The sequence below is a fragment of the Cohnella herbarum genome, from assembly GCF_012849095.1.
GTDB lineage: Bacteria > Bacillota > Bacilli > Paenibacillales > Paenibacillaceae > Cohnella > Cohnella herbarum.
The window spans coordinates 2,670,101-2,695,304 of the sequence record NZ_CP051680.1 but is presented as its reverse complement, the minus strand read 5'-3'; the positions used below and the strand labels follow the sequence as shown (position 1 = coordinate 2,695,304).

At 50.8% G+C, this 25,204-nt stretch carries 15 protein-coding genes; 13 read left to right on the top strand and 2 right to left on the bottom strand.

Going from position 1 to position 25,204, the window contains the following annotated elements:
• Positions 1–194: 194 nt before the first annotated feature.
• From HH215_RS12070 to HH215_RS12045, 6 genes are all read left to right on the top strand, one after another.
• Positions 195–2,030 (top strand): CapA family protein, encoded by a 1,836-nt coding sequence (locus HH215_RS12070; protein ID WP_169280133.1) that lies wholly within the window; start codon positions 195–197, stop codon positions 2,028–2,030.
• 46 nt (positions 2,031–2,076) lie between these two features.
• On the top strand, positions 2,077–2,805 hold the full coding sequence (locus HH215_RS12065; protein WP_169280132.1) for an N-acetylmuramoyl-L-alanine amidase family protein: 729 nt from the start codon (positions 2,077–2,079) through the stop codon (positions 2,803–2,805).
• A gap of 83 nt (positions 2,806–2,888) precedes the next feature.
• Positions 2,889–3,545, top strand: coding sequence for a response regulator transcription factor (locus HH215_RS12060; RefSeq protein ID WP_169280131.1), 657 nt, complete (start codon positions 2,889–2,891; stop codon positions 3,543–3,545).
• Between the two features lie 3 nt (positions 3,546–3,548).
• Positions 3,549–5,003, top strand: coding sequence for a sensor histidine kinase (locus HH215_RS12055; protein WP_169280130.1), 1,455 nt, complete (start codon positions 3,549–3,551; stop codon positions 5,001–5,003).
• The gene (locus HH215_RS12050; protein ID WP_169280129.1) at positions 5,003–5,749 is read left to right on the top strand and encodes a hypothetical protein; all 747 of its coding nucleotides are present in this window, start codon (positions 5,003–5,005) and stop codon (positions 5,747–5,749) included. Before HH215_RS12055 ends, HH215_RS12050 begins: the two co-directional genes overlap by 1 nt.
• 169 nt (positions 5,750–5,918) lie before the next feature.
• Positions 5,919–9,266, top strand: coding sequence for an ATP-binding protein (locus tag HH215_RS12045; RefSeq protein ID WP_169280128.1), 3,348 nt, complete (start codon positions 5,919–5,921; stop codon positions 9,264–9,266).
• A 104-nt stretch (positions 9,267–9,370) separates the two neighbouring features.
• Here the strand turns inward: HH215_RS12045 and HH215_RS12040 are convergent, their stop codons facing one another.
• Entirely contained in the window at positions 9,371–10,105 is a 735-nt protein-coding gene (locus tag HH215_RS12040) for a stalk domain-containing protein (RefSeq protein WP_169280127.1), read from the bottom strand.
• A gap of 181 nt (positions 10,106–10,286) precedes the next feature.
• Between HH215_RS12040 and HH215_RS12035 the strand changes: the two genes are divergently transcribed.
• The 7 genes from HH215_RS12035 (at position 10,287) to HH215_RS12005 (ending at position 23,499) form a co-directional block, all read left to right on the top strand.
• Positions 10,287–14,099 (top strand): RCC1 domain-containing protein, encoded by a 3,813-nt coding sequence (locus HH215_RS12035; protein ID WP_169280126.1) that lies wholly within the window; start codon positions 10,287–10,289, stop codon positions 14,097–14,099.
• Between the two features lie 54 nt (positions 14,100–14,153).
• Positions 14,154–15,875 (top strand): S-layer homology domain-containing protein, encoded by a 1,722-nt coding sequence (locus HH215_RS12030; RefSeq protein ID WP_169280125.1) that lies wholly within the window; start codon positions 14,154–14,156, stop codon positions 15,873–15,875.
• 182 nt (positions 15,876–16,057) lie between these two features.
• Positions 16,058–17,899: an assimilatory sulfite reductase (NADPH) flavoprotein subunit gene (locus tag HH215_RS12025; RefSeq protein WP_169280124.1), complete on the top strand. Its 1,842-nt coding sequence runs from the start codon at positions 16,058–16,060 to the stop codon at positions 17,897–17,899.
• A 31-nt stretch (positions 17,900–17,930) separates the two neighbouring features.
• A complete protein-coding gene (gene cysI, locus HH215_RS12020) occupies positions 17,931–19,652 on the top strand; it encodes an assimilatory sulfite reductase (NADPH) hemoprotein subunit (protein ID WP_169280123.1) in 1,722 nt (573 codons plus the stop codon).
• Positions 19,653–19,786: 134 nt separating this feature from the next.
• A complete protein-coding gene (gene rarD, locus HH215_RS12015; protein ID WP_169280122.1) occupies positions 19,787–20,674 on the top strand; it encodes an EamA family transporter RarD in 888 nt (295 codons plus the stop codon).
• A gap of 153 nt (positions 20,675–20,827) precedes the next feature.
• A complete protein-coding gene (locus HH215_RS12010) occupies positions 20,828–22,060 on the top strand; it encodes an MFS transporter (RefSeq protein ID WP_254450454.1) in 1,233 nt (410 codons plus the stop codon).
• Positions 22,061–22,077: 17 nt separating this feature from the next.
• Positions 22,078–23,499, top strand: coding sequence for a cobyrinic acid a,c-diamide synthase CobB (locus tag HH215_RS12005; RefSeq protein ID WP_169280120.1), 1,422 nt, complete (start codon positions 22,078–22,080; stop codon positions 23,497–23,499).
• Between the two features lie 550 nt (positions 23,500–24,049).
• Here the strand turns inward: HH215_RS12005 and HH215_RS12000 are convergent.
• Positions 24,050–24,997: an aldo/keto reductase family protein gene (locus HH215_RS12000; RefSeq protein WP_169280119.1), complete on the bottom strand. Its 948-nt coding sequence runs from the start codon at positions 24,995–24,997 to the stop codon at positions 24,050–24,052.
• Positions 24,998–25,204 lie beyond the last annotated feature (207 nt).

Here is a 25,204-nt window from a genome sequence, read left to right as displayed (position 1 = left end):
TCGTTCGGCGCAATTAGCCGAAGGGAGAGCGATCTTTTTCGACGTTTCCAGTTAATGCGTGTCACGCATGAGTTAAACCGAGTTACTGAAAGTTTTACAACTTCATTACAACTCTATCTAACTTTTGATATATCCGAAGATTAGACTTGGTCTACGGCATACGACAATTCGCAACATCAAAAGGAGCAACCGAGATGTACAAACGCAATTGTATTTATCTCCTTGGCGTCATGACTCTTGCCGTCGTAATGACGGCATGCGCCGAGTCTGCGAACAAAGAAGGAGCTATGAATACGGAACAAACGGGGACCGTGCAACAGAATCGGGTACCTACGGAGGCAGAGTGCAAAGAAAAAGCGGACGATTGCCATTCCGAGGCTGCGGACAGCGCTCTCCAAATATTAGTCAACAAAACGCATAGCCTTGGCAAGGACGAAGTGCCTCCCGATTTGGTAACCGTCGATGTTCCGACCGTTCTGGATAATCCCGAGGTCAACCAGATGAAGGAGGAGGCGGCTCAAGCGCTCAAGGAGTTGTTCGGCGAGGCAGAGAAATCAGGGATGAAGCTTTACGCTCGTTCCGGTTATAGGTCGTATCGAACGCAGGTCGCTTTGTTTCAAGGATACATGGACAAGCATGGGGAGGAAGCGGCTAACCGGTTCAGCGCTAAAGCAGGACAAAGCGAACACCAGACCGGCTTGGTGATGGATATAACGAGCGACAGCGCTTCGCTGCAGCTATCGGAACAATTCGGAGAGACGGATGAAGGCCGATGGGTGAGCGAGAATGCTCACAAGCACGGTTTTATAATCAGGTATCCGAAAGGCAAGGAAGCAATTACCGGTTACATTTACGAACCGTGGCATTTACGCTATTTAGGTGTTGATCTGGCAACTAAAGTCTATGAAAGCGGACTGACGTTCGAAGAGTATTTGGTAGAGTCGCAAAAGGCCAAAAGCGATGATTCCGAACAAGGATCACATACAAACATAACCCTTGCGGCGGCGGGAGACATCATGTTCCATAAGGAGCAGTTGAAGAGCGGATACGACCCCGTTACGAAATCTTACGACTTTAAAGAGTTTTTCGAAGAAGTGAAGCCGATTATCAGTGCCGCGGATATTGCGATCGCCAACTTCGAAACGACGACCGGCGGAACGGAAACTTATGAATATATGGGATATCCCAGGTTTAATTCGCCCGATGAAGTGCTCGACTCGATTCAAGACGCGGGGTTCGACGTGATGGCAACGGCCAATAACCATAGCTTGGATACGGGGAAGAAAGGGCTCATCCGCACGCTAGAGAAGATTAAGGGCAGCGGGATGGATTCCGTTGGAACGTATGCGAAACGACCCGGTACGAGGGTGCTGATGAAGGAAATAAAAGGCGTAAAGCTGGCTTTCCTATCCTATACCGAGAGCACGAATGGTCTTGCCAACGCGCTATCGTCCGAAGATCGGGATTCCATCATTAATATCATCGACGAGCAAAAGATCAAAGAAGATATCCAATACGCGAAAGATCGGCAAGCAGACGTCATTATTGCCTTCGTACATTGGGGAAACGAATACGAGCGCAAGCCGACGAGAGAACAGGTGAAGTGGGCCCAACTGATGGCAGAAGAGGGCGTCGGCATTATTCTGGGCAGTCATCCCCACGTGATCCAGAGGTCCGAGCAATTGAAGTTGAACGGAAACAGCGCCTTCGTCGTTTATTCTATGGGTAACTTCATTTCCAACCAAAGGACGGAAACGCTTGACAACGAGTACACCGAGGATGGAATCATTATTCATTTTGAAATTCGGAAGAACAACGAAACCAACGAAACGAAAATCGTTAAGGTGAAATATATTCCGACTTGGGTTTACAGAAATTTGGATCAAGGACAACAAGCATTCACTTATAGAATACTTCCGATTGAAAGTTATGCCGACAAGAATCGGTTGTCCGAGGACGATAAGCGAAGAATGCAGCGTTCTTATAAGGATACGATTGCTCAGATGAACGCGCCTGTTTATGCCAATTAATCTATTAAATCGATTCTAATATAATTGCAGATTGGAAGGATAACAGATGGATAAGCTTATTAGCAGAAAAGTCCGCAAACGTCCCGGTGCATGGTTGTTGAGTTCATTGGTCTTGATCTTGGTTGGTTGGTTCGTGTACGATGCTTCTTTGCCGGTGACATCGGCATTTAAACCAACGGTTACGCCGCCAACGAAGGATAAGGCTTCCATCGCGGGAGGCGATGCGGAGACTCCCTTCAAAATCGTTATAGACGCCGGGCATGGAGGCAAAGACCCCGGAGCAAACGGAGTGAGCGGCAACCAAGAGAAAGAATATACGCTGGCCCTTTCCCGCAAAGTCGTTGAATTGCTTGAACAAGAGCCGATGTTCGAAGCCTATATGACCCGAACCGACGACTCGTTCGTGGGGTTGGAAGATCGAGCGTTATTCGCGAACGAGCGAGAAGCGGACGCGTTCATCTCGATTCATGGCAATACGTTCACCGATCCCTCCGTATCGGGGACGGAGAGCTATTACTTCAACGACGACAGCCTCGCTTTGGCTCAAACGATTCACGGAGAGCTTGTGAAAGCGACGGGCTTCGATGATCGCGGCGTTAAAAAAGAAGGTTGGAAAGTGCTCACGCACAACGAACGGACGGCAATCTTATTGGAAGTCGGATTCCTGACGAATAAGAACGAAGAATCGGCCTTGTTAAACGATGCCAAGCAGGATCTAATCGCGCAATCGATCGTCAACGGATTAAAGCAATACTTCAATCCGAGCGAGGGATAACGCTTGCTGGTAGATTTAGCGTGTTGTTGCAGGCACCGTAATTGTTTAGAATTTAGTTGAATATCGGAGGGGATCCAAGGGATTTGAATAAACGAATATTAATCGTCGAGGACGACGTCCACATATCGAAAATCATTAAAATGAATTTGAACTTGGTCCATTATGAAACAACGGAAGCGTATGACGGATATGAAGCGTTAGAGGCCATCAAACACGGGAAGTACGATTTGATTTTGTTGGATATTATGATTCCCCGGATGGACGGCTTTGCATTAATGGAAAGAATAAAAAGTTATCAAATTCCGGTCATTTTTCTTACCGCCAAAAACTCGGTATTCGATAAAGTGAAGGGTCTCAAGCTAGGGGCTGACGATTATATCGTCAAGCCCTTCGAAGCGATCGAGCTATTGGCCAGAATCGAAACGGTGCTTAGAAGATACGGTCATGGGGACAGCGTGATCGAATTCAAATCCGTTAAAGTATACATCGAGAAGCGGGAAGTAACCGTAAACGGCGATGCGGTCGAACTGACGCCCAAAGAGTTCGATTTGCTCGTCGTCCTGATCAAGAACAAAAATATCGCGCTTTCCAGAGAGCAGTTCCTTGATAAAGTATGGGGCGGGGACTATTTCGGCGAGACCAGAACGGTGGATATGCACATTAAATCCGTGAGAAAGAAGCTGAATTTACAAGATTACATTAAAACAATCTATAAGATCGGTTATAGGTTGGAGGAGTAATCCATGAAATTCTGGCAGAAGATTTACCTCTTTTCGATCATGGCATTCATTGTCGTGTTTAATCTTGCATCGATAATGGTCATAGAAAGAAATCACAGCAAGATGCTGCAACAAGAAATCAACAATACGTTAAGCGAAAATATGAGCATTAACTCGAGCGTTAGCGCGATTATTCCCCTGTTGAGAATATACGATTCCAACGAGTACGAGAAAAGCGTGTTAACGAATATCGCGAATGAATTCGTGGACAAGAATAGTCACTCGAATATTTATTTGGAAATCGTCGACGATGAACGTCGAACGATCTATAGCAACAAGGATAGCGGCAAGCTTTCAACAAACATGCCTTCGGATCGCAAGGAATTAGTCGATCTGCAGGCGAATGAAATCAAATATATTTTGCGGGATATCGATGATCGGACTTTCTTATTCACGGCGAATATTACCGAGATCAATAATAAAAAGTATACGTTCACTTATATTAAAGAAGTTACTCCCTTGTACGAAGAACGAATCGATCAGTATCGGTTTTTCGTGAAGGTGGATATAGGGGCCTGCCTCATCTATATGGTCGTGATGTTCTTTATTAGCAAAGGGCTGACAAAACCGATCGACAAAATGATTAGAACGGCCAAAGATATTGCGCAGGGCAATTTCTCGGAGCGGGTGCAACTCAAGTCCAAGGATGAGATCGGTATTCTGGCAACGAATTTCAATGCCATGGCCGTCGTCGTGGAGGCTAAGATCAACGAGTTGGAGCTGCACAACAGCGAGAAGCAAAGATTCATCGATAATTTCACTCACGAATTGAAAACGCCGCTAACCTCCATCATAGGCTATGCGAACTATTTGAAGGTTACGAAATATAACGAGGAAATATTCGTGGACGGGTTACAGGTCATCTACAGCGAGGCCAAAAGGTTAGAGTCCCTGTCTATCAAGCTCATGGATTTAATCTTGCTTAAAGAAGACCAGTTTCAAATGGTAACGGAAAATTTGAACGACTTGATCATCGAAATGGAATCTTCCTTAAAAATGAGGGCCGCTAGTAAAAACATAAAAATCATCACGACTTGCGATCAGTGTAGCTTAAAGCTTGAGAAGGATTTGATTAAGGTGTTGATATTCAATCTGGTCGACAATGCGATAAAAGCCTCAAACGAGCTTGAAAGCATAACGATTCGGACTTTCGAGAGCGACGGAAATTGCGTATTGGAGGTAGCAGATAACGGGATCGGTATTCCCTCGGATCACATCGACAAAATTTTCGAACCCTTCTATATGGCCGATAAAGCAAGAACAAGAAACAATAACGGTGCAGGTTTGGGGCTGTCGATCTGTCAAGCCGTTGCGGGCATTCATCATGCGACGATTGAAGTCATCAGCGAGATCAATAGGGGGACTACGATTCGAGTCGTATTCCAACAGCGAAATTGGCAAGATGAGGTGAACGAATAATGAATAAGCTGAAGTTATTCATCATCTGTTCCGCGTTCCTGATCATGCTCACAGGTTGCAATGGATTGTATCACGCTATTGATAAAGATACCGTAATGGTTAAGAAAATAACGAAAGAGCATACTAGCGGCAAAGTGGAATATGAAGGCGTTCTGTCCGAAGATGCGATGATCACGATAAGCCTAAATGCGATAAATAAATATTTCGGCAATAACCTGACTCCGGATGATATCGTATCGGAACTGGCATTGATGAAGCAACAAGAAATCAAATTGATGCTGGCCGATCTAACCAAAAAATATAATCGATTAAACCAAAAGTTTCTGGTGGAATATAAATCGCAATTAAGCAAAGTACCCGCGGGCATTTATTTTGTTTATATCGCCAATAAATACGATCCAAGCGATGCCTATTCCGTCGCGGTTAATCCAAGGGACGGGGATGTCGTCAGCATATCGAGCAACTTCGTTAAGATGAATACGGAAAAACAGAATAAACTAAAATGGGATCAGACCGAGTTAAAGAAAATAGCGGATGAATTCGTCAAGGGTATGAACGATATTCGCGTATCCGATTTGGTACTGGATGTCAACGAAGACGTTAAAGAGTGGGGCGGCGCGGCGGAATTGTTCTACAAGAGCAAGGAGGATCAATCCATCGCGTTATGCGTATCCATTGATATGAGCTCTAAACAAGTCATCGGTTTTTACAAAGATATTATGGCCGTGCTAAGAAGTTCTATATAATCCTCTCGTAGGTCATAGTTCGTTATGGCCTCGGAGGATTTTTTGCGCTTAATCGAAGAAAAACCAAGTTAACCGGGTGGATTATTCTTGAGTATGCGATAAAGGGATTAGGCTTCCTGAGGTAGAATAAAATGTCAAAGGCCTTATTTTGTCGTAAGGAGGGGTGCGAATGGCAAGCTGCCATACCCGGTTGTTAGGAGGTTTGAATATCACCATTGACGCCGAGGAAATGCGGGGGATATCGGGAAACAAAGTCAAACTGCTGCTGGCCTACTTACTCCTCTCGATCGATATGCCGCAAACCCGGAAACAAATCGCTTTCGACTTCTGGCCGGAATCCACCGAGAAGCAAGCGCTGTCCAATTTACGCAAGCTCCTTCACGACCTTAGAACGAACGTACCGCAAATCGACCGATATCTCAACGTAACTCCCGCATACATTCATTGGAACGATAAACTGCCCTTTCATTCCGACGTCCGGGAATTCGTACAATTGGCGAAAGGGACCTCGCTCCATGAACTTCGCACCGCGGAGGATCTATACAAGGGCGAGCTTCTTCCGGGATATTACGAGGAATGGCTCGGCTTGAAGCGGGAACTGCTCGCACGGACTTATTTGAACGTGCTGGACAAGCTCATCGCGATTTTGGAACATCAACGGGATTACTCGTCGGCGCTGTTTTATGCCAATAAGATGTTGATTCACAATAGACTAAGCGAAGAAAGCTACCGCACGCTCATGCGGCTGCATGCCTTAAATAAAGATAAAGCGGGTCTCATGCAAACGTATCGGCAACTGATCGATGTATTGCAAGCCGAGCTCGGAATCGAACCTGCGGAGGAAACGGTACGGCTTTGGGATAAGCTTAACCGAAACGGCATCGAGTCGCCGACTGCCTCGAGCAGCCAGACGCCTTTAGTAGGCAGAGTCGGCGAATGGGGAACGCTGCTAAGCGCCTGGAAGGAAGCGACCGTCGGCGATTCTGCCTTATTGATCCTGAAGGGGGAAGCCGGAATCGGCAAGACGAGACTCGCATTGGAATTCCAGGCGTGGCTCGAGAGCCGGGGCATTCAAACCGCGTTTGCCGGCTGTTATCCATCCATGAAAGCATTGTCATACACGCCGATTACGGCATGGCTAAGAAGCCTGCCCTTGCCGAAGCTCGATCCGGCTGCGCTCTCCGAACTGTCCCGCCTGCTGCCGGAGCTGTCGGAACGATATTCCGACTTGCCGAAGCCGAATCCCGTTCTGGAAAGCTGGCAGTTAAACCAATGGTACGAAGCGATCGAGCGAATGTTGCTGGCCAAGCAGCCTCTTATGCTCATTCTGGACGACATGCAATGGAGCGACGAAGAGACGTTGCAGTTGCTATCCTACATTCTTCGCGGGGATTCCGATGCCAAGCTGCTCGTGATCGCGACAATGAGAACGGACGAGCATCCGGGCGATTCCGTTAACCACTTGATATCGAATGTTCGGATCGAAAGGAAGTTGACGGAGATCGATCTTGCTCCGCTCAGCGAGGAGGAGACGAAACGTTTAATGGTCGAAGCCGTCGGCGGTTCGCTAGCTAACCGCCATGCGTCAGGATTGCATGCGGACACCGGGGGCAATCCGCTGTTTATAATGGAGACGCTGCGAGAATGGCAGCTGGACGGAGGAGATAACGGATACCGCCTCTCACCTCTGGTTGAGTCGATCATCGAAAACCGGTTAAGGAAGCTTGCTCCGGAATATAGCCGCCTCGTATCGGCCATCGCGGCTTTCGGCAGACCCGTATCGGCGGCTTTTATGGCGCTGGTGACGAATACGGAAGAGGAAGCGGCTTTAGAGCGGATCGAACGGCTGGAGCACATGAAAATTTTGCAGGATGCGGGCGGCGGGAATTACGACTTCTCGCACGAGATGGTCAGGGAGACCGAGTATAAGCTGAACAACGAGAGCAGGCGTCGCCGAATCCATGGGCAAATCGCGCGAAGCCTGACCGTGTTTCATCGAGAGCGGTTGGAAGCCTTCGCCGCGGAAGTCGCCTTCCACTACGAGCTAGCGGGCATGGATAGCGATGCCGTTGTCTATTATGAAATGGCTTCCGACGCCGCGGAAAAAATGTATGCTAACGAAACTCGGATCAACTATTATAAGAAGCTGTGCGTTCTGCTTCCTCCCACGCGGATTTTGCCCATTCTGATGAAGCTTGGCGACGCTTTGATTATCGTCGGCCGCTGGGGCGAGGCGGAACGAACTTACAGGCAATGGCTAGAACGTTCCGGGAACTCCGCCGCGCTTCAAGAACGATCGTTCTGCGACCTCGCTCTCGGCAATTGTTTGCGGCTGCAAGGAAAGTACGAGGAGGCCATGCAATATTTGGAACGGGCCAGGCGCTGCTTCGAACTGATGGACGATCCATCCGGTCTGGATTCCATCTATGTGACGCTTGGAATGCTGCATTATTATATGGGAAATTACGATAACGTTCTCTATTATCAGAAGAGGAGGGCGGAGCTGCCTCAAGCCGATCAAAGCAAGAGGGAAGATAGCCGGTTCTTCGGCATAATCGGGCACTTATATTATGATCAATGCGAGTACGATCAGGCGATCCATTGGATTAAAAAACAAATTAAGCTCGCTGCGGATAGCGAGGACAAATATGCGATTGAACAAGCGATGGGAACATTGGCGATGGTGCACATGGATATCGACGAGATGGATCGGGCTTTCGACTTGATCGCGGATAAAATGACGATCAGCAAATCGATCGGAGACCGAATGGGCTATGCTATTGCCCAGTGCATGCTGGGCAAGTATTACGGGTATCTCGGACATTACGAGCTTGCGTCCAGGTGCATCGCATACGCTCTGGAAGAAGCCGTAGCGGTGTCGGATTTGCGGGCCGTCGCGATCGCGCTCAGTTATGAAGGTCGTAACCTTATGGCTCAGGGGCGACTGGAACAATCCGAGCTTCTGTTCGATCGATCGGTAAGGCTGTTTAACCAATTGCGCACACCGTATTTTGCATGCGAAACGCTCTATTTCTTAAGTTTGCTGCGGCAAAACCAGCATCGATACGAAAGCGCAGTCGAAACGGCGGAAGAAGCGCTCCGAATGGCCGAGCGGATCAAGCGCAAAGAAATGCAGGTCAATCTCCGGGTTCATCTATCGCTTCTGAATGTCGAAATGGAGCGGCTAAGCGCGGAACAGGCGATGGACGAGCTGAGGGGCTTGCTGGAACGTTATCCGGACCGGCAAAATCAGGCAACCGTTCGCTTCGCGATGTGGAAGGTCGTACCCGATTCAACCGAATACCGGGCATCGGCGCTGCTGTTGAACGAAGAGCTGAGCCGAAAGTCGGGCAAGCGGGAATATAACGACAGGTGCCGTGAATTGAACGGTACCGGTCATGCGGCGGCGGCGCGTCCGATGCCGCAACTGGCCGCCGAGTCCGCCCGGGACAGAAGGATTACCCCGAACCTGCTGACAGCGATCGATCGTTGCTTAAACGGTGAATACGTACATTAAGCAATTCAGACGAACACCCTCGATCTAACCGTTAGATGCGGAGGATCGAGGGTGTTCGTTTTCCTTGCATGAGATGCCCGTGGTGGCGGGGCTGGGACGGCGGGTTACCGCGAAGTCGGAAGCGGATCCGACGTTACGTAACTGTCTTTCAGAACGTAAAGAAGCGGCTTTTCGGCTTGATTGGCCGCATCGTAAGCAGATACAAATGCCTGCTGGCTGCCTTGCAGGTCGATATCGATTTCCGTAACCTTACCTTCCTCCAAACTGATTTCCTCGGCTAGCTGCTGCTTGTTCTCGTTCAATACCCGCACTTTCATCGCCGATTGCCCGATCATCGCCAAGTGCAGCGTCTCGTATTTTTTTCCGAAGTCGAGCTGCAGATTAGGCGATCCTTCATACCAACCCAATCCTACGTTTTCGGCAGCGAATGCATATGCGCCATTATACTGCTTCCCTTCGAAAACAAGCTGCTTTTTATCGACGATATCGTAGGATTTCTCGCTCCAAAACTCCGCCTTTACCTGCTTGGAGTATAAATTCGTAACGGTGCTGCCTTCCCCCAATTTGACGGTTTGCGTAGATCCTTCCCATGCCACCGGAAAGTTAAAAGCGCTGGCGATGACCCGAAGCGGCAAATAAATCGTTCCGTTGTAGGAGATCGGCAGCACCTCTTGTCCGCGGTCGTCCTTCGGACGCCAGTCTTCGCCGTCCTTGACGAATTTGATATCTCCGTTCAAAAAAGCTTTGATGGCGGTAACTTTAGTGGCGGCGAACGCCCCGGCGGACATCAAGAGCAGCGCGGTTGCGGCGAGCAACACAATGAAGCTTATTTTTTTCATCCCTCTGCTTCCTTCCTCATTGATTTAGATTCAACGAATGAAGATTAGCAGGAGAAGCGCTTCAAAAGCGTTACAAAAGGGGCGGAAAGAGAAGAAACGCTTTTGAAGCGCTCCGTTTCTTAATATGGATCCGATGCAGTTCATTGGCTTACGTATCATTAGAAAGGTTGTGATGGGGATCGTGAAGAAGCGGATCGAATCTTTAATTGCGCTGGTTGTCATGTGTGGTATGATTCTCTCAATTTATCCGAGTATTGCAGCGGCCGACAATTCCGCTTGCGCTCCTAATTTCACGACGAATCCGATGGTTGCCGGCGGGGGTGTCCACACCGTTGCGTTGAAAAGCGACGGAACCGTCTGGTCATGGGGGGAGAACACCTACGGCCAGTTGGGAGATGGTACGCGCGGGAATGGAAGCATTTTCCCCGTGAAGGCGCAGGCCTTGTGCGATATCGTCGCCATTTCCGGCGGATGGGCACATACCGTAGCACTGAAGAGTGATGGAACGGTGTGGACTTGGGGGAACAACGAGTATGGTCAGCTAGGATATCCATACCCCCAGGTTCAAAGCAGCGCTGTTCCCATGCAAGTGAAGTGGCAAGAGAGCGGGCAAGTAATCGAGCTAAGCGACGTCGTCGCGATTGATGCAGGATCTTATCATACGGTAGCCCTGAAACGAGATGGGACGGTATGGACATGGGGAAACAATTATAAGGGGGAGCTTGGGTATGAAACGGATAAAACTCAATATGGAAACTACTACTTGCCAAGCAGCGTACCTAAGCGAATTCCCGATTTGACCGGGGTGAAAGCGATTGCCGCGGGATTCGGGGTAAGCAACGACTCCGCATATACAGCTGCCTTGAAGAATGATGGAACGGTATGGACGTGGGGATCCAACAGATACGGCGCTCTCGGATACGATACGCAGGATCCTCTTAAGCCGCAACCTGTACCTAGTCAGGTTCCGGACGTAAGCGATATCGCTTCTATTGCCGCAGGGTCGACCCATGTCGTTGCATTGAAAACAGACGGTACGGTATGGGCGTGGGGGAGCAACGAGGAAGGTCAGCTTGGAAGCGGAGGCATCGGATATGAAACGTACAAATTAAAAGTACGTCATCCGCTAGATTCCTCGCAGGAGCTTAACGGCGTCGTCTCGATGAATTCGACGGGAAGTCACACGCTGGTTAAGCTAAACGACGGAACGGTATGGGCGTGGGGAAGAAATATCGAAGGCCAGATCGGAGACGGATCGTTTAATAGAGCCGTATTAGCCCAGAAACCGCTGCTTAACGGGAGTTTCACGGCGTTCGGATCGGGTTGGGGCCATTCGATCGCGGTTATAGACGACGGAACCGTCTGGACGTGGGGTTTGAACGCAAGGGGGCAACTCGGATACGATACGTCGATACCGGAAGATCCCGGTTTTTATCCGCCTTCCAACGCTCCTCGTCCCGTCGAGGGATTTAGCGTATACGAAACGCCGTCCGATCCGACTTTAACGCTTTCCGGCAAAAATCGTTTGCCGTTTTCCGAAACGATGGAATTGACCGCCTTGTTATATAACCCGGGGAACGAGCTTACCCGGATTAGACTTCAACTGACTCCGGGTCCCGGATTACGTCTTGTCGATAACGATGCCGTCCAAACGATCGATCGCGTCGCTTCCGGAACGGGCGTCTCGAAGAAGTGGAGGGCGAGGGCAGAGGAACCGGGTATGCATTCCTTGACGGTGCAGGCTTTTCGGGAGAATGAAACGGTGCCGTTCGTCGAAGCTTCCTATCAGATCGAAGCGTTGGCGTCCGTCGTGCCTCCCGGCGTTGCTTTGGAAGGTTTTGCCGGGGCGAGATCGGACGGAACGCCGGTGGCCATAAGATCCTCGCTGCTTACGATCGATGTCGGGGCTGCTTGCCAGAGCGTTAGGCTTTACGTGAAAGACCCTGCCGGAAACAGGCGAGAGATCGGTCGGCAATCGCCTCCCGCGGCGGTATTTTCATTTACTCCCTCATTATTGGGGATGGAACAATCGCCGTTGACCGTAGAGATCGAATCGGCATGTCTGAATGCCGACTTCCCCATCGAATTAATCGATCCGAGCGGAGTCGTCTACAATGCGGAACAAGGAATGAATTGGCCTCTGCCTGGCGCTACGGTTGTATTGGAATATTACGATCCTGCGTTAAGCGAATGGGTCCAAATGAGCGAAGAAGCCTATCAAGGCAGATTGTCTCCGACCACGAATCCGCAATTGACAGGCGGGGATGGTCGATATGCTTGGGATGTAGCGGCCGGAGCTTATAGGGTGAGGGTAAGCAGGCCCGGCTTCGCGCCGGTGACAAGCGATACCGTCAATGTTCCTCCTCCGGTGACGGATTTGCACGTTGGCTTAACCCCGGTCGATAAAGTCGTGCCAAGTCTTTCCGTGACCGGAGTAACTTACGGGGCAACGTATTCGCAATCCGTTACGGTACGGTTTCAAGCGGCTGACGATGCGTCCGGCGTTCGATACGTGAGTTATAGGCTGAATCAGGGCGCAGAACAAAGAGTAAACGGAGATCAAGGCGCGCTCACGGTATCCGCTCGAGGTTCGCACGTCATCGATTTTACTGTTGCCGATCATGCCGGGAATCTATTCACTTCGGCTATCGCCTTTAAGATTGCCGATACGGGCGGTTCAAATCCGGGAGGTTCAACCGGCGGAGGCGGCAGTTCGTCAAACGGCGCGACAAGCTTACGGATTCTCATCGACGGCAAGGCGTTCGAGAACATTGCCACGGTCGTCGCTTCGAAGGTGAATGGAGCAGACAATCTGGCCGTGAAGGTGGATGCCGCTTTGTTCGCTGCACAATTGGCTAAAGCGGGAAACAAGCCGGTCATCGCTATTCCCGTGAGCGGGAGCGCTAGCAAGGTAACGTTCGCATTGGCCGGGGATGCAGTGAAGGCGATGGAAAATAAGCAAGCCGTTCTGGAGCTGCGAACGCCTCTCGGTAACTACAGGATGCCATCCGAGGAGTTCCGCATTGATTCCTTGGCGAAACGATTGGGCGATCAAGTTAAACTCGCGGATGTCCTCGTTCATACGGATATTGCCAAAAGCGGTCCGGACAAAGTCAAGCTAGCGGATAAAGCCGCATCCGATCAACATTTCACCGTAGTTGTTCCGCCGGCCGAATTCTATGTGCTCGCCTCGTCCAACGGCAAGTCAGTCGAAGCGGACAAATTCGAGACTTACGTCGCATACGAAATACCGCTTCCGAAAGGCGCTCTCTCCGGCCGCGGCAACACCATAACCGCTCTTGCGCTGGAGGCGGACGGAACGGTTCATCATGCGCCGACTTCCTTCGCATCGCGTGACGGAATCGATTATGCAGTCGTCCGTAGCTTGTTGAGCGGCACGTATTTCGTCGTTAATCACCCCAAGTCGTTCGCGGATGTCAAGGGACATTGGGCTGAGAAAGCGGTCAACGACTTGGCATCGAGAATGATCGTAAAAGGAGTCGATGATACGCACTATCGGCCGAATGCGGTCGTTACCCGCGCGGAGTTCGCGGCAATTCTCGTAAGGGCGTTGGGAATCGCCGACAACGGGCAAACTTCCGCTTTCACGGATGTGGGTGCGGGAGATTGGTTCGCCGGCGCGGTGGCGAAAGCGCAGGAGTACCGGCTCGTCGAAGGAGACGCCAGACGGAAGTTCCATCCGACAAAGTCGATTGCAAGACAAGAAGCGATCGTGATGATCGTCCGGGCGATGAAGCTTGCAGGGCTAAACGCGAACATCGGCGCGGCCGAAGCGGATGCGGAGATGTCCAAGTTCGCGGATGGCGCGGCTGTAGCCGCATGGGCCAAGGAGGCATTCGCCGCAGCCGTTAAGAACGGTATCGTCGGCGGTTCGAATGGGAAAGCCAAGCCGGCAAGCGCCGTTACGAGAGCGGAAACGGCGGCCATCGTTCAACGGCTGCTGGAAAAATCGAAGCTGATCGGCGACAGTTAAGAGCGCAACCATAAGTCGGGAGGGAACTACGTGCTTGTTATCAGGAAAAGTTTAATGCTATTTATCGTTGGGTTGTTGATGTGCGCCATAGGGCCGATGCAACGGTCGAATGCGGCGCAATTTACGCGTATTACCGTTATGGACGCAGATCTCCGCCAAGTATCCTATCTGATCGCCGGAGTAAAATATTATATCGTGGGGGAATCCGACAAGGCATCATCGACATCGGTGGAAAACTATAAGCAAGAGTATTCGACCGATAACGGCGCTACTTGGCTCCAACTTCCGCAAGCGGGATACGACTTGTACAAAGGACCGTTCATCTATATGCCGATCGATCCGCAGCTCGTTTCCGTTAAGTTTCGAATGAGCGCCTACTTCGATCCGCTCATCGGTTCGTTGACATATTCGGAGAAGACGATCGGTCCATTCAACATTTTGCAGCCCGGGGATGTTTCGGATTTTACGACGATTCCGAACAAAGACGGGTCGGTTACGCTTAACTGGAACGACAATTCGAACATGGAATCTTATTACGAGATTGTCCGTTCGGGACCCGACGGCGACAAAATATTTTACGTGAAAAATACGAAGGATCATATCGGGCCGCTTAAGTACGAGGATAAGCAGACGAACACCGTGAAAAGAACGATCTATGTATACAAAGTGACGCCGGTCATCGACCAATACAGCTTACCGGATTACCTTCAGCCGGGGAACGTATGGTCGATCGTCAAGACGGATAGGGAACTGATAATCACCGATAAAGTCGATATCGATCTTAATTTGCCGATCTTTAACCTCGATTCCAAAATCAAAATAGACCCTAGCACGCCTATTAAAACGGTCGAAGCGTTGGATTATCTTAAGCATATAGACTTAACGATCGGCGATCTCGACAAAAAGCCGGTAAAAGACGTGAAGCTGGATAAGTCTTACCTGACTTTGAAGACAGGGGTTAGCGCAACGCTAACCCCGACTATCTCTCCTCCCGATGCGGCCATTACGAGAGTCAAATGGGAAAGCAGCAATAGCCAGATCGCCGAAGTGGACGCAAGCGGCAAGGTAACGGGCAAATCGCCTGGCGCGGCGAGCATATCCGCGACGACGGAGATGGGAAACCTGAAGGCGATTTGCCTCGTGTACGTTGAATCGGATAACATAGCGAAACCGGAGAATCCGCCTGTCGTCGACTTGCCGGGCAATTCCGAGAAGCCCCAGGTTCCACCTGCGGCCGCTCTTTCGGATATCGCGGGACATAAGTCGAGTGCGGAAATCTCGGAAGCGGTAGCGCTGGGCGTCGTGTTCGGTTATTCGGACGGTACGTTCCGACCCGACGAGAACGTTACTCACGCCGAATTCGCCAGCATGATCATTCGGGCGCTGAAGCCAGAGGGCGAGGGGACGCCGCTTGTTTTCAAGGATAAGAACGAGATCGGAGCATGGGCGGTGAAGCCGGTGCAACAGGCCGTGAAGCTCGGCATTATCAAAGGGGGCTCGGACGGCAAGTTCCGGCCAAGCGCGAATATATCCCGCGCGGAAATGATTGCGATGGTCATCCGCGCTTCCGGTCTCGAAGAGGACAAAGGGAAGCCAACCGTCTTCGCCGACGATGCGGACATACCGGGATGGGCGAAACCGTCCGTGTCCAAAGCCGAGGAAACCGGCATCATCATCGTCGGGGGTTTACCGGAAGGCAAATTCGCTCCGCTGACGCCATCAACGCGAGCGGATGCGGCTTCCGCCATCGTCCGGATGCTGAAACTAGGACAATAAGGCCATAGAATCGCGCTTACAGCCGGGGGGACCGTTCCTCCGGTTGTTTTTTTCGTTTAGGGCTATTAGACCTTTCATATATAAGGAAAAGAGAGTAGTTGTATAAATTAATCTGATGGGGATAGTCGAAATTAATAGGTTATAATGTATGAGAGGAAATAATAAGTACGAGGTGGATAGCGTTGCAACTACAGGTAACTAACAGCCCGTTTAATCAAGAGCAAGTAGAGCTTCTGAACCGGCTCCTGCCCCAATTGACAGAGGTTCAGCAAATTTGGTTGTCCGGCTACCTTGCTGCATTACGCGGATCGGCCATGTCTACGTCACCTATGGCCGTTTCGCAGATTGAGCCGACGAACGGCGCAGTTCAATCTCTGAGCGCGCAAGCCGCAATCTCTCGAGAGGTAACGATCCTTTTCGGATCCCAAACCGGTAATTCGCAACGATTAGCGAAAGAGTTGTCCGGTCAGCTCGATAAGCAAGGCGTTCAGGTAACTCTTGCTTCCATGAGCGATTTTAAGCCGAACAATCTAAAGAAGCTTCAGCATCTATTGATATTGGTAAGTACGCATGGCGAAGGGGATCCGCCGGATAACGCATTGCCTTTCTATGAATTCCTTCATAGCAAGCGGGCGCCCCGATTGGAGGAATTGAGGTATTCCGTGTTGTCCTTGGGCGACAGTTCCTATGAGTTTTTCTGTAAAACCGGCATAGATTTCGACCTTCGATTGGAAGAACTCGGAGCTACGCGGCTCTCACCGAGAGTGGACTGCGATGTGGATTACGATGATTCCGCCGCGCTTTGGTTTGAGAGTGTTAAAGGCGCGCTTAGCGTAAATTCCGCCGCTCCGAGTTCTTCTTCCGGGGAAACGAACCTATCGGTCCCGGTGCAATCGGCGTATTCTCGGACGAATCCCTTTCAAGCCGAGCTTCTTGAGAATCTGAACTTGAACGGTAGAGGCTCGCAACGAGAAACCCGTCATCTCGAGATTTCCCTGGAAGGCTCTAATCTTCAATATGAACCAGGAGATTGCTTGGGGATCTACCCGGAAAATCACCCTGATCTCGTGAACCAATTGATCGCGACGATGGGATGGACGCCCGAAGAGCCGATTCCCGTGAATAAGAACGGCGATCTATTGCCGCTTCGGGAAGCGTTGCTCCGCCATTTCGAAATTACGGTTCTGACGAAACCGTTATTGGAGCAAGCGGCTAAGCTAAGCTCAAGCGCCAAATTGCGCGAATTGGTCGAACCGGAGAGGGAGCAGGAGCTTAGAGCTTATCTGAAGGAAAGGGATTTGTTGGATTTGGTTCAGGATTTCTCTCCATGGGAAGCGACTGCCGCGCAATTCGTCTCCATTCTCAGGAAAATGCCGGCCCGTCTCTATTCGATCGCGAGCAGCTCCAAGGTTAATCCGGACGAGGTGCACGTGACGATCAGAACCGTGCGGTACGAGGCGCATGGACGCGACCGATACGGCGTATGCTCGGTGTATAGCTCGGAGCGGGTGAAACCTGGCGATTCCTTGCGGGTATACATTCATGACAATCCGAATTTCAAGCTTCCCGCGAATCCGGAAACCCCGATCATCATGATCGGACCCGGAACGGGAGTCGCTCCTTTCCGGGCGTTCTTGCAAGATCGGGAGGAATCGGGCGCAACGGGGAAAACGTGGTTATTTTATGGGGATCAGCATTTCCTGACGGATTTCCTCTATCAAATCGAATGGCAGAAGTGGCTGAACGACGGCGTGCTAACCCGAATGGACGTCGCTTTCTCCCGGGATACGGATAAGAAGGTTTACGTACAGCACCGCATGCTGGAGAAGAGCCGAGAGTTGTTCCAATGGCTGCAAGACGGGGCTAGCGTATATGTTTGCGGCGACGAGAAACATATGGCGCATGACGTGCATGCCGTATTAGGAACGATTCTCGAAAGAGAAGGCGGTATGACTTCCGAGCAAGCGGCTGCTTATCTCGCCGAGATGCAACAACAGAGACGTTATCAACGCGATGTTTATTAAGAACTAGATATGAAAGCGAGGGATATTCGTTATGGCCCATGATCGTACCCTACCGCCAAACGCACCGCATAGCGATGTCGAAGATATTAAACGACGAAGCGATTACTTAAGGGGTACTCTTGAAGAGAGCCTCGAAGACGTGATCACGGGATCGATATCCCACGACGATAATCGCTTAATGAAATTCCACGGAAGCTACATGCAGGATGACCGGGATCTACGCAACGAACGCCATCGGCAGAAGCTCGAGCCGGCTTATCAGTTCATGGTCCGCATACGGGCGGCGGGCGGGATCGTCACGCCCGAGCAATGGTTGGCGATCGACGGGCTTTCTCGGCAATACGCCAGCGGTTCAATCCGATTGACGACTAGGCAGTCTATTCAATTGCACGGCATTCTGAAGTGGAATATGAAACAGAGCATTCGGGAAATTAACGACGTACTGCTTACCACGTTAGCGGCTTGCGGAGACGTGAACCGCAACGTCATGTGTAACCCAAACCCTGATCAATCGGAAGTTCATGCCGAAGTGTACGAATGGTCTAAGCGGCTTAGCGAACATCTCTCCCCTCGGACGACCGCTTATCACGAGATCTGGCTCGACGGCGAGAAGGTATTGGACAGCCAAGAGAACAACGGCGAGGTAGAGCCGATATACGGCCCCGTCTATTTGCCGCGCAAGTTTAAGATCGGCGTAGCCGTACCGCCTTCCAATGACGTGGACGTATTTTCGCAGGATCTCGGACTTATCGCGATTTACAAAGACAATCGGTTGTTAGGATTTAATATCGCGGTAGGCGGCGGGATGGGGATGACTTACGGCGACACGAAAACCTATCCCCAACTTGGCCGCGTGATCGGATTCTGCACGCCGGAACAAGTGATCGACGTTGCCGAGAAGACGGTGATGATCCAACGCGATTACGGCAATCGGTCCGTCCGCAAGTACGCGCGGTTTAAGTACACGATCGATGATCGGGGAATCGAATGGTTCGTTAACGAACTGCATGCGAGGCTGGGTTGGAAACTCGAACAAGCGCGCCCTTACGAATTCGAGCATAACGGCGATCGATACGGTTGGGTCAAAGGAAGCAACGGCAAATGGCATTTCACGTTGTTTATCCAGAACGGCCGGGTTCAGGACGACGGCGACAACTTATTGTTGACCGGTCTTCGCGAGATTGCCAAGATTCATACGGGAGACTTCCGGTTATCCGCGAATCAGAACCTGATCATCGGAAACGTGACGAGCCAGAAGAAGCGCAAAATCGAGGCGTTGGCCAGTCAATACGGCCTTACCGACGGCATGCACTACTCCGCTCTGCGAAGAAGCTCCATGGCTTGCGTTGCGCTCCCCACTTGCGGGCTCGCGATGGCTGAATCGGAGCGTTACCTTCCCGTTCTATTGGAGAAGATCGAGTCGATCTTGTCCGAAAACGGTCTAACCGAAGATTCGATCGTCATTCGGATGACGGGCTGCCCGAATGGATGCGCGCGCCCCGGATTGGGCGAAATCGCGTTCATCGGCAAAGCTCCCGGCAAATACAATCTTTATCTAGGCGCGGGTTTCTCGGGGGATCGGTTGAATAAGCTTTACAAGGAAAATATAGACGAGAATGAAATTCTGAGCACCTTGCGCCCAATGATCGGTCGATATGCGGAGGAAAGACTGAAAGGCGAGCACTTCGGCGATTTCGTCATCCGCACCGGATACGTAAAGGCCGTAAGCTCGGGTACGGATTTTCATGAATAAAAAAGATATTTTGGAAATTCGGGTCGTTCTGCGCTTTGTTCGTCCATTTAACTAACAATTACCATATTCAGCTTACGCCTAAGGTGGTATAATTCCGTTCATGTCTTATCGAGCGGAAAGAAGGTTAAGTCAACATGAAAAACGGGCTCATTAACGCGATTATCGCGTATACGATTTGGGGGCTTCTCCCGATCTATTGGAAATGGTTCGAGTCGATGCCGGCCGGAGAGATATTGTCCCATCGCATCGTATGGTCGTTCTTATTCGTCGCGGGACTCATCGCGGTTCAGAAACGGTGGAAAGAGCTGAAGTCGACGATTACGGATAGGAAAACATTGGTGCCCTTAATCTTCAGCAGCCTATTGATTACCGCGAACTGGTTGATCTTCATCTGGGCCGTTAATAGCGGCCATGTCGTGGAAACGAGTATTGGGTATTATTTAACCCCTCTGATTAACGTCGTCCTTGCGGTGTTTTTCCTGCGCGAGAAACCTACCGGAGGCCAGTGGGTGGCGGTTCTGCTTGCCGGAGCCGGCGTTCTTCTCGTAGCGATCGATTACGGAAGTTTCCCGTGGGTATCGATCTCCTTGGCGTTAAGCTTTGGATTCTACGGGCTCGTGAAGAAGAGGGTGAAGATGGAAGCTTCGATCGGTCTCATGACGGAGACGATGATCGTCGTTCCCGTAGCGCTTATTTACTGGGGATACCTCGGCGCATCGCATCAGAGTACGGCATGGACGATGAGCGTCTCTTCCTTGGCGTTATTGATACTATCCGGAGTCGCGACGGCTACGCCGCTTCTGCTATTCGCCAAAGCGGCAAGCAAGCTGCCGCTTTCGATGCTGGGTTTCGTGCAATATATCGGCCCAACGTTAACTTTGATCATAAGCGTGCTTGTGTTTAAGGAGACGATTAGCGCCGTTCTGCTCATCAGCTTCTGTCTGATCTGGACCGCTCTTGTCGTATACGCGATGTCTTCCATCCGCGCCGCGAGAGTTCCTCAGTCCGCCCATGCTAAGTAAGGGACGGATAACGAAATACGGGACCCGATTTCGATCGAGGTTTCGTATTTTTTTATATCAAAATTTACTTAAGCGATTACGCGACTCGGGCAAATGGTTTACAATAGCAAAGACTCGAGCGCTTATTACATACTTACTTGGAGGAATTTCTGCTTGAAGCTAGGTCGGCTAAACACAAATTATTGGTTATTATTGCTCATCGTATTCGGAGGATTTCTGATCTTCGGATTTTCGGAAAACGTGAAGGGTCCGGCGATTCCGAGAATGCAGTCCGATTTCAGCTTGGACGAAACCCAATTGGGCATTTTGCTAGCGTTCAATTCGATAGGTTATCTCGTTGCCTGCTCGTTTACCGGCTTGCTGTCGAGCAAGATCGGCATAAAGTGGACGGGAATTATCGCGTTTGCTTCGATGGCGATTTCCGGCGTGCTCATGTACCTGTCGGCAAGCTACGCGTTTCTATCGGCTTCTTATTTTCTCATGTACATCGGGAACGGGATGCTAGAGATCGGATTGGCGATTATGGCTGCCCGGATTTTTACTAAGAATACCGGGGCCATGATGAACTTGTCCCATTTTTTCTACGGTTTGAGCTCCGCGGTCGCCCCGATCGTCGCTTCGTCGATGATGGGATGGAATTTGTTCGGAGGCGAGTTGGGCTGGCGGGGCATGTATCTCGTCATGTTGAGCTTGTCTTTGTTGCCGATTATTCCTTCGTTAATGGCCAAGTTTCCCGGGGATAACCAGGAGCATGGGGAAAGGATGACTCTGAAAAGCTTCACGAAGGATCCCGGAGCGTGGTTAATCGTTGCCGTGTTATCTTTCGGAGTCGTCTCGGAGCTTGCGGTTGGCGGTTGGCTCGTTAACTTCCTGGAGAAGGCTTACGGATGGTCGACGGATGCCGCCGCCGGCATGCTGTCCATCTTTTTCGTGTTTTTCATGGGAGCGAGGTTATTCCTTGGACCGGTTACGGATAAGATCGGTTATACGCTGTCCATCATCATTTTGTCCGCTTTCTCGGGCATATGCAGCTTGCTGGCTATTTTCCTTGGCGAGCAGGGCGCGATTTGGTTCGCGATTGCGGGCATCGGGATCGCTCCGATCTATCCGACCGTTATGGCTATGCTAGCCAAACGCTATCCGAGAGGAACGGATACGGCGATTACCTTTACCGTTACGATCATGGGAATCGCTAGCGTAGTGGGGAATTTGCTGATCGGAGTCATTATTGACGGGGTGCAAAAATTATTCGGCAATGATGAGGAGAGCAGCTTACTGCTCGGACTCCAAGCCGGGTACGGCTTTATCGCCGCGATGGCCTTGTTGTGCTCGGTTAGTTGCTTCATTTTATATCGATATCTTCATAAGAAGAACGAGTTGGTTTAAGGAAGGAAGTGTAACGGATGAGCGCGCGGAAAATCGTGATCGCGGGTACAGGAAGCGGAGTAGGAAAGACGACGTTAACGATCGGGCTGATGGCGGCTTTGAAGCGCGGCGGACGGCGGGTTCAGGGCTTTAAATGCGGACCGGATTATATCGATCCGACCTATCATTCGGCGGTAACCCGGCGTATATCGCGGAACCTTGATAGTTACATGCTCGCTCACGACACGGTGAGAGAGGTATATGCCAGAGCTAGCGAAGACGCGGATATCTCCGTCATCGAAGGCGTTATGGGACTATACGACGGTAAAAACCCGACGAACGGAGAAGGAAGCACGGCGGAAATCAGCGTATTGCTGGAAGCTCCGATCTTGCTGGTCATCGATTGCAAGAGCATGGCGAGGAGCGTCGCGGCGATCGTCAAAGGATTCCAGAGCTTCGATCCCCGGGTGCGGATAGCGGGGATCATCGCGAACAAGGTCGGCAGCGAAGGCCATTATCATATCGTTCGCGATGCCGTCGAGCTGGAATGCGGCATCCCGGTCGTTGGATATATGAAACGCGAAGACGAGATCGAGATGCCCGAGAGGCATCTTGGCCTTGTACCTTCCATCGAGAGAGGACAGTTGCAGCCTTTCTTCGATCGGCTAGGCGAGCTTGTCTCGGCTACCGTGGACGTGGAGCGTATATGGGAGCTGGCACAGTCGCCAAGTGTAGCGACGGTAGCTCCCGAGACAGGTTTGTTCCGTTCGCGGGGCGTTAAGGCGGAACAAAGGGTCAGAATCGCGGTTGCGAAAGATGCGGCTTTTAATTTCTACTACCAAGAGAATTTAGAGCTGCTGGAATGTTACGGAGCCGATCCGGTTTACTTCTCGCCGCTTCAGGGAGAGCGACTGCCGGATAACGTTCAGGGCTTGTATTTGGGCGGCGGATTTCCGGAAGAGTTTGCGGCGGAACTAGCCGCCGACGAAGCCGTTAAGCAATCGATCCGGCAGGCGATTCAAGATGGACTTCCAACGCTGGCGGAGTGCGGCGGGTTTATGTATTTGACTCGAGCCATCGAAGATACGCAGGGACGGCAGTATCCGATGCTTGGCTTGATTCCGGGCATCGTCCGGATGCAAAATAAGCTGGCGGCGCTTGGTTACAGGGAAATCGTTGGCAGGGAGGGCAACTATCTGCTGGGGCCTTCCGACAGTGCCAAGGGGCATGAGTTTCATTACTCGGTTTACGAAGCGGATTCGGAGGAAGATACGAACTCTTATGCGTATGAAGCTTCCGGTCGTCTGGGGAGGAAACAGGACGGATATATGAACGCAAGCGGCAATTTGATTGCCGGGTACGTTCATTTCCATTTCGGCTCCGAGCCCGCCATGGTCGAGCGCTGGGTAGATCGGTGCCGAAAATTTGGGAAATTTGGCTATTCATTTAGCTCAGAGTGAATCGCCAGACTTATCAAAAGATTGATTGCGATGCATTAATGTAACGGTCAGAATGACCGTCTCATATGAGATATTGTTCTGTTGAACTTGTATGGCGGTCAAAATGACCGTCTCAACGTACATTTCGGGGGAATTGCGCCAATTATAAGTGTCCAGACGGTCAAAATGACCGTCTGGATGGGAAAGTTAGCTCAATTACTCGCGTGTAACGGTCAAATTTGCCGTCTCGGAGGATGAAACTCGCGCTATTCCTTTTCCTGAGCTAAATTAAGAAACACGAATTCTATCAATTTAAGTGTATGTTTTACATTTAGAAGGTGGAAATGAGGGATTCAAGTCAATCTAATTGTACATTTTACACTTAGATTTTCAGTATAAAGAGTAGGCGAATAGCCGAACAGCGCCGAAGTTAGAGAACTCTCAGTGCGCTATGAAGATGCGAAACCCATAGGAACAATCGCCAATAGGACACGCCCCCAATAAATCGTCGAATAACAAGAAACAGCCCTAAGTGACTAGGGCTGTTTCTGTTTTTCCGAGACTAACCGTCTTAATTTACCGAGCCGAGAATTTCTTCGATCGCAGCGAGAGTTTCCTCGGACAGCGTAACTCCGGTCGCTTTGACGTTCTCTTCGACTTGCTCCGGACGGCTGGCTCCGACTAAGGCGCTTGCGACGTTAGGCTGGCGAAGAATCCATGCGAGGGCGAGCTGTCCGGTCGTGAGATCGATCTCGCGAGCGATCGCGGACAACTTCTTCACGGCTTCGATTTTCTCTTCCGTGATGCCGTTCTTCACCCATTCCAGCTTAGCGGCGCGGCTATCGGACGGTATGGAAGAGGCGGAATCGTATTTGCCCGTGAGCAAGCCTTGCGCGAGCGGCGAGAAGACGACCTGAGAGATGCCTTTCGCTTGGCCGAGCGGAATGACTTCCTTCTCGATGTAGCGGTTGAACATGTTGTATACGGGTTGGCTAACGACGATCCGGTCGAGCAAATAGCGATCAGCCGTTCCGAGAGCCTCTTCCATCTGTGCGGCCGTCCATTCGCTAACGCCGACGTAGAGCACTTTGCCTTGACGGACGAAATCGTCGATCGTGCGCAGCGTCTCGTCGATCGGCGTATCTTGATCGTAACGGTGGCAATAGAAAATATCGACGTAATCCAAACCCAATCGGCTTAAGCTGGCATTGATCTGTTCGGTGACATGTTTGCGGGACAGGCCGCGATCGTTCGGACCTTCTCCCATCGGCCAGAATGCTTTCGTGGCAAGGACATAGCTTTCCCGAGGATAGTCGCGAAGGATGTCGCCCATGACTTTCTCGGCGGCTCCTTGTTCGTACACGTTGGCGGTATCGAAAAAGTTCACTCCGAGCTCGTACGCTTTACGGACCGCGGAGGCGGCTCGTTCCTGTTCGACGTACCCTCCGTACGTAAGCCAACTGCCTAAACTGATCTCGCTTACTTTAAGGCCGCTGCGGCCTAATCTACGGTAATTCATCGCAGAGTCATCCTTTCTGTCAATCAAATGGTTACAGAATTGATTTTAACGTAGCAGCCCGAAGAGGGGAAGAAGTGAAACTTTGCATACTTAATATACTCTAGGTTACTAGTTAACCGTTGAATAGCCGAAATTGCCTTCGTTTAGGGCTCTTGATCGCATCACGCATGGGATAAGCTATCATATACTGTTCAGGGAATGGCTTGG

Coding starts and splice junctions, on each gene's coding strand:
- HH215_RS12070 (WP_169280133.1), top strand. CDS start 195: ATGTACAAACGCAATTGTATTTATCTCCTTGGCGTCATGACTCTTGCC.
- HH215_RS12055 (WP_169280130.1), top strand. CDS start 3,549: ATGAAATTCTGGCAGAAGATTTACCTCTTTTCGATCATGGCATTCATT.
- HH215_RS12050 (WP_169280129.1), top strand. CDS start 5,003: ATGAATAAGCTGAAGTTATTCATCATCTGTTCCGCGTTCCTGATCATG.
- HH215_RS12030 (WP_169280125.1), top strand. CDS start 14,154: ATGCTATTTATCGTTGGGTTGTTGATGTGCGCCATAGGGCCGATGCAA.
- HH215_RS12040 (WP_169280127.1), bottom strand. CDS start 10,105: ATGAAAAAAATAAGCTTCATTGTGTTGCTCGCCGCAACCGCGCTGCTC.
- HH215_RS12000 (WP_169280119.1), bottom strand. CDS start 24,997: ATGAATTACCGTAGATTAGGCCGCAGCGGCCTTAAAGTAAGCGAGATC.
- rarD (WP_169280122.1), top strand. CDS start 19,787: ATGAAAAACGGGCTCATTAACGCGATTATCGCGTATACGATTTGGGGG.
- HH215_RS12005 (WP_169280120.1), top strand. CDS start 22,078: ATGAGCGCGCGGAAAATCGTGATCGCGGGTACAGGAAGCGGAGTAGGA.
- cysI (WP_169280123.1), top strand. CDS start 17,931: ATGGCCCATGATCGTACCCTACCGCCAAACGCACCGCATAGCGATGTC.
- HH215_RS12045 (WP_169280128.1), top strand. CDS start 5,919: ATGGCAAGCTGCCATACCCGGTTGTTAGGAGGTTTGAATATCACCATT.
- HH215_RS12065 (WP_169280132.1), top strand. CDS start 2,077: ATGGATAAGCTTATTAGCAGAAAAGTCCGCAAACGTCCCGGTGCATGG.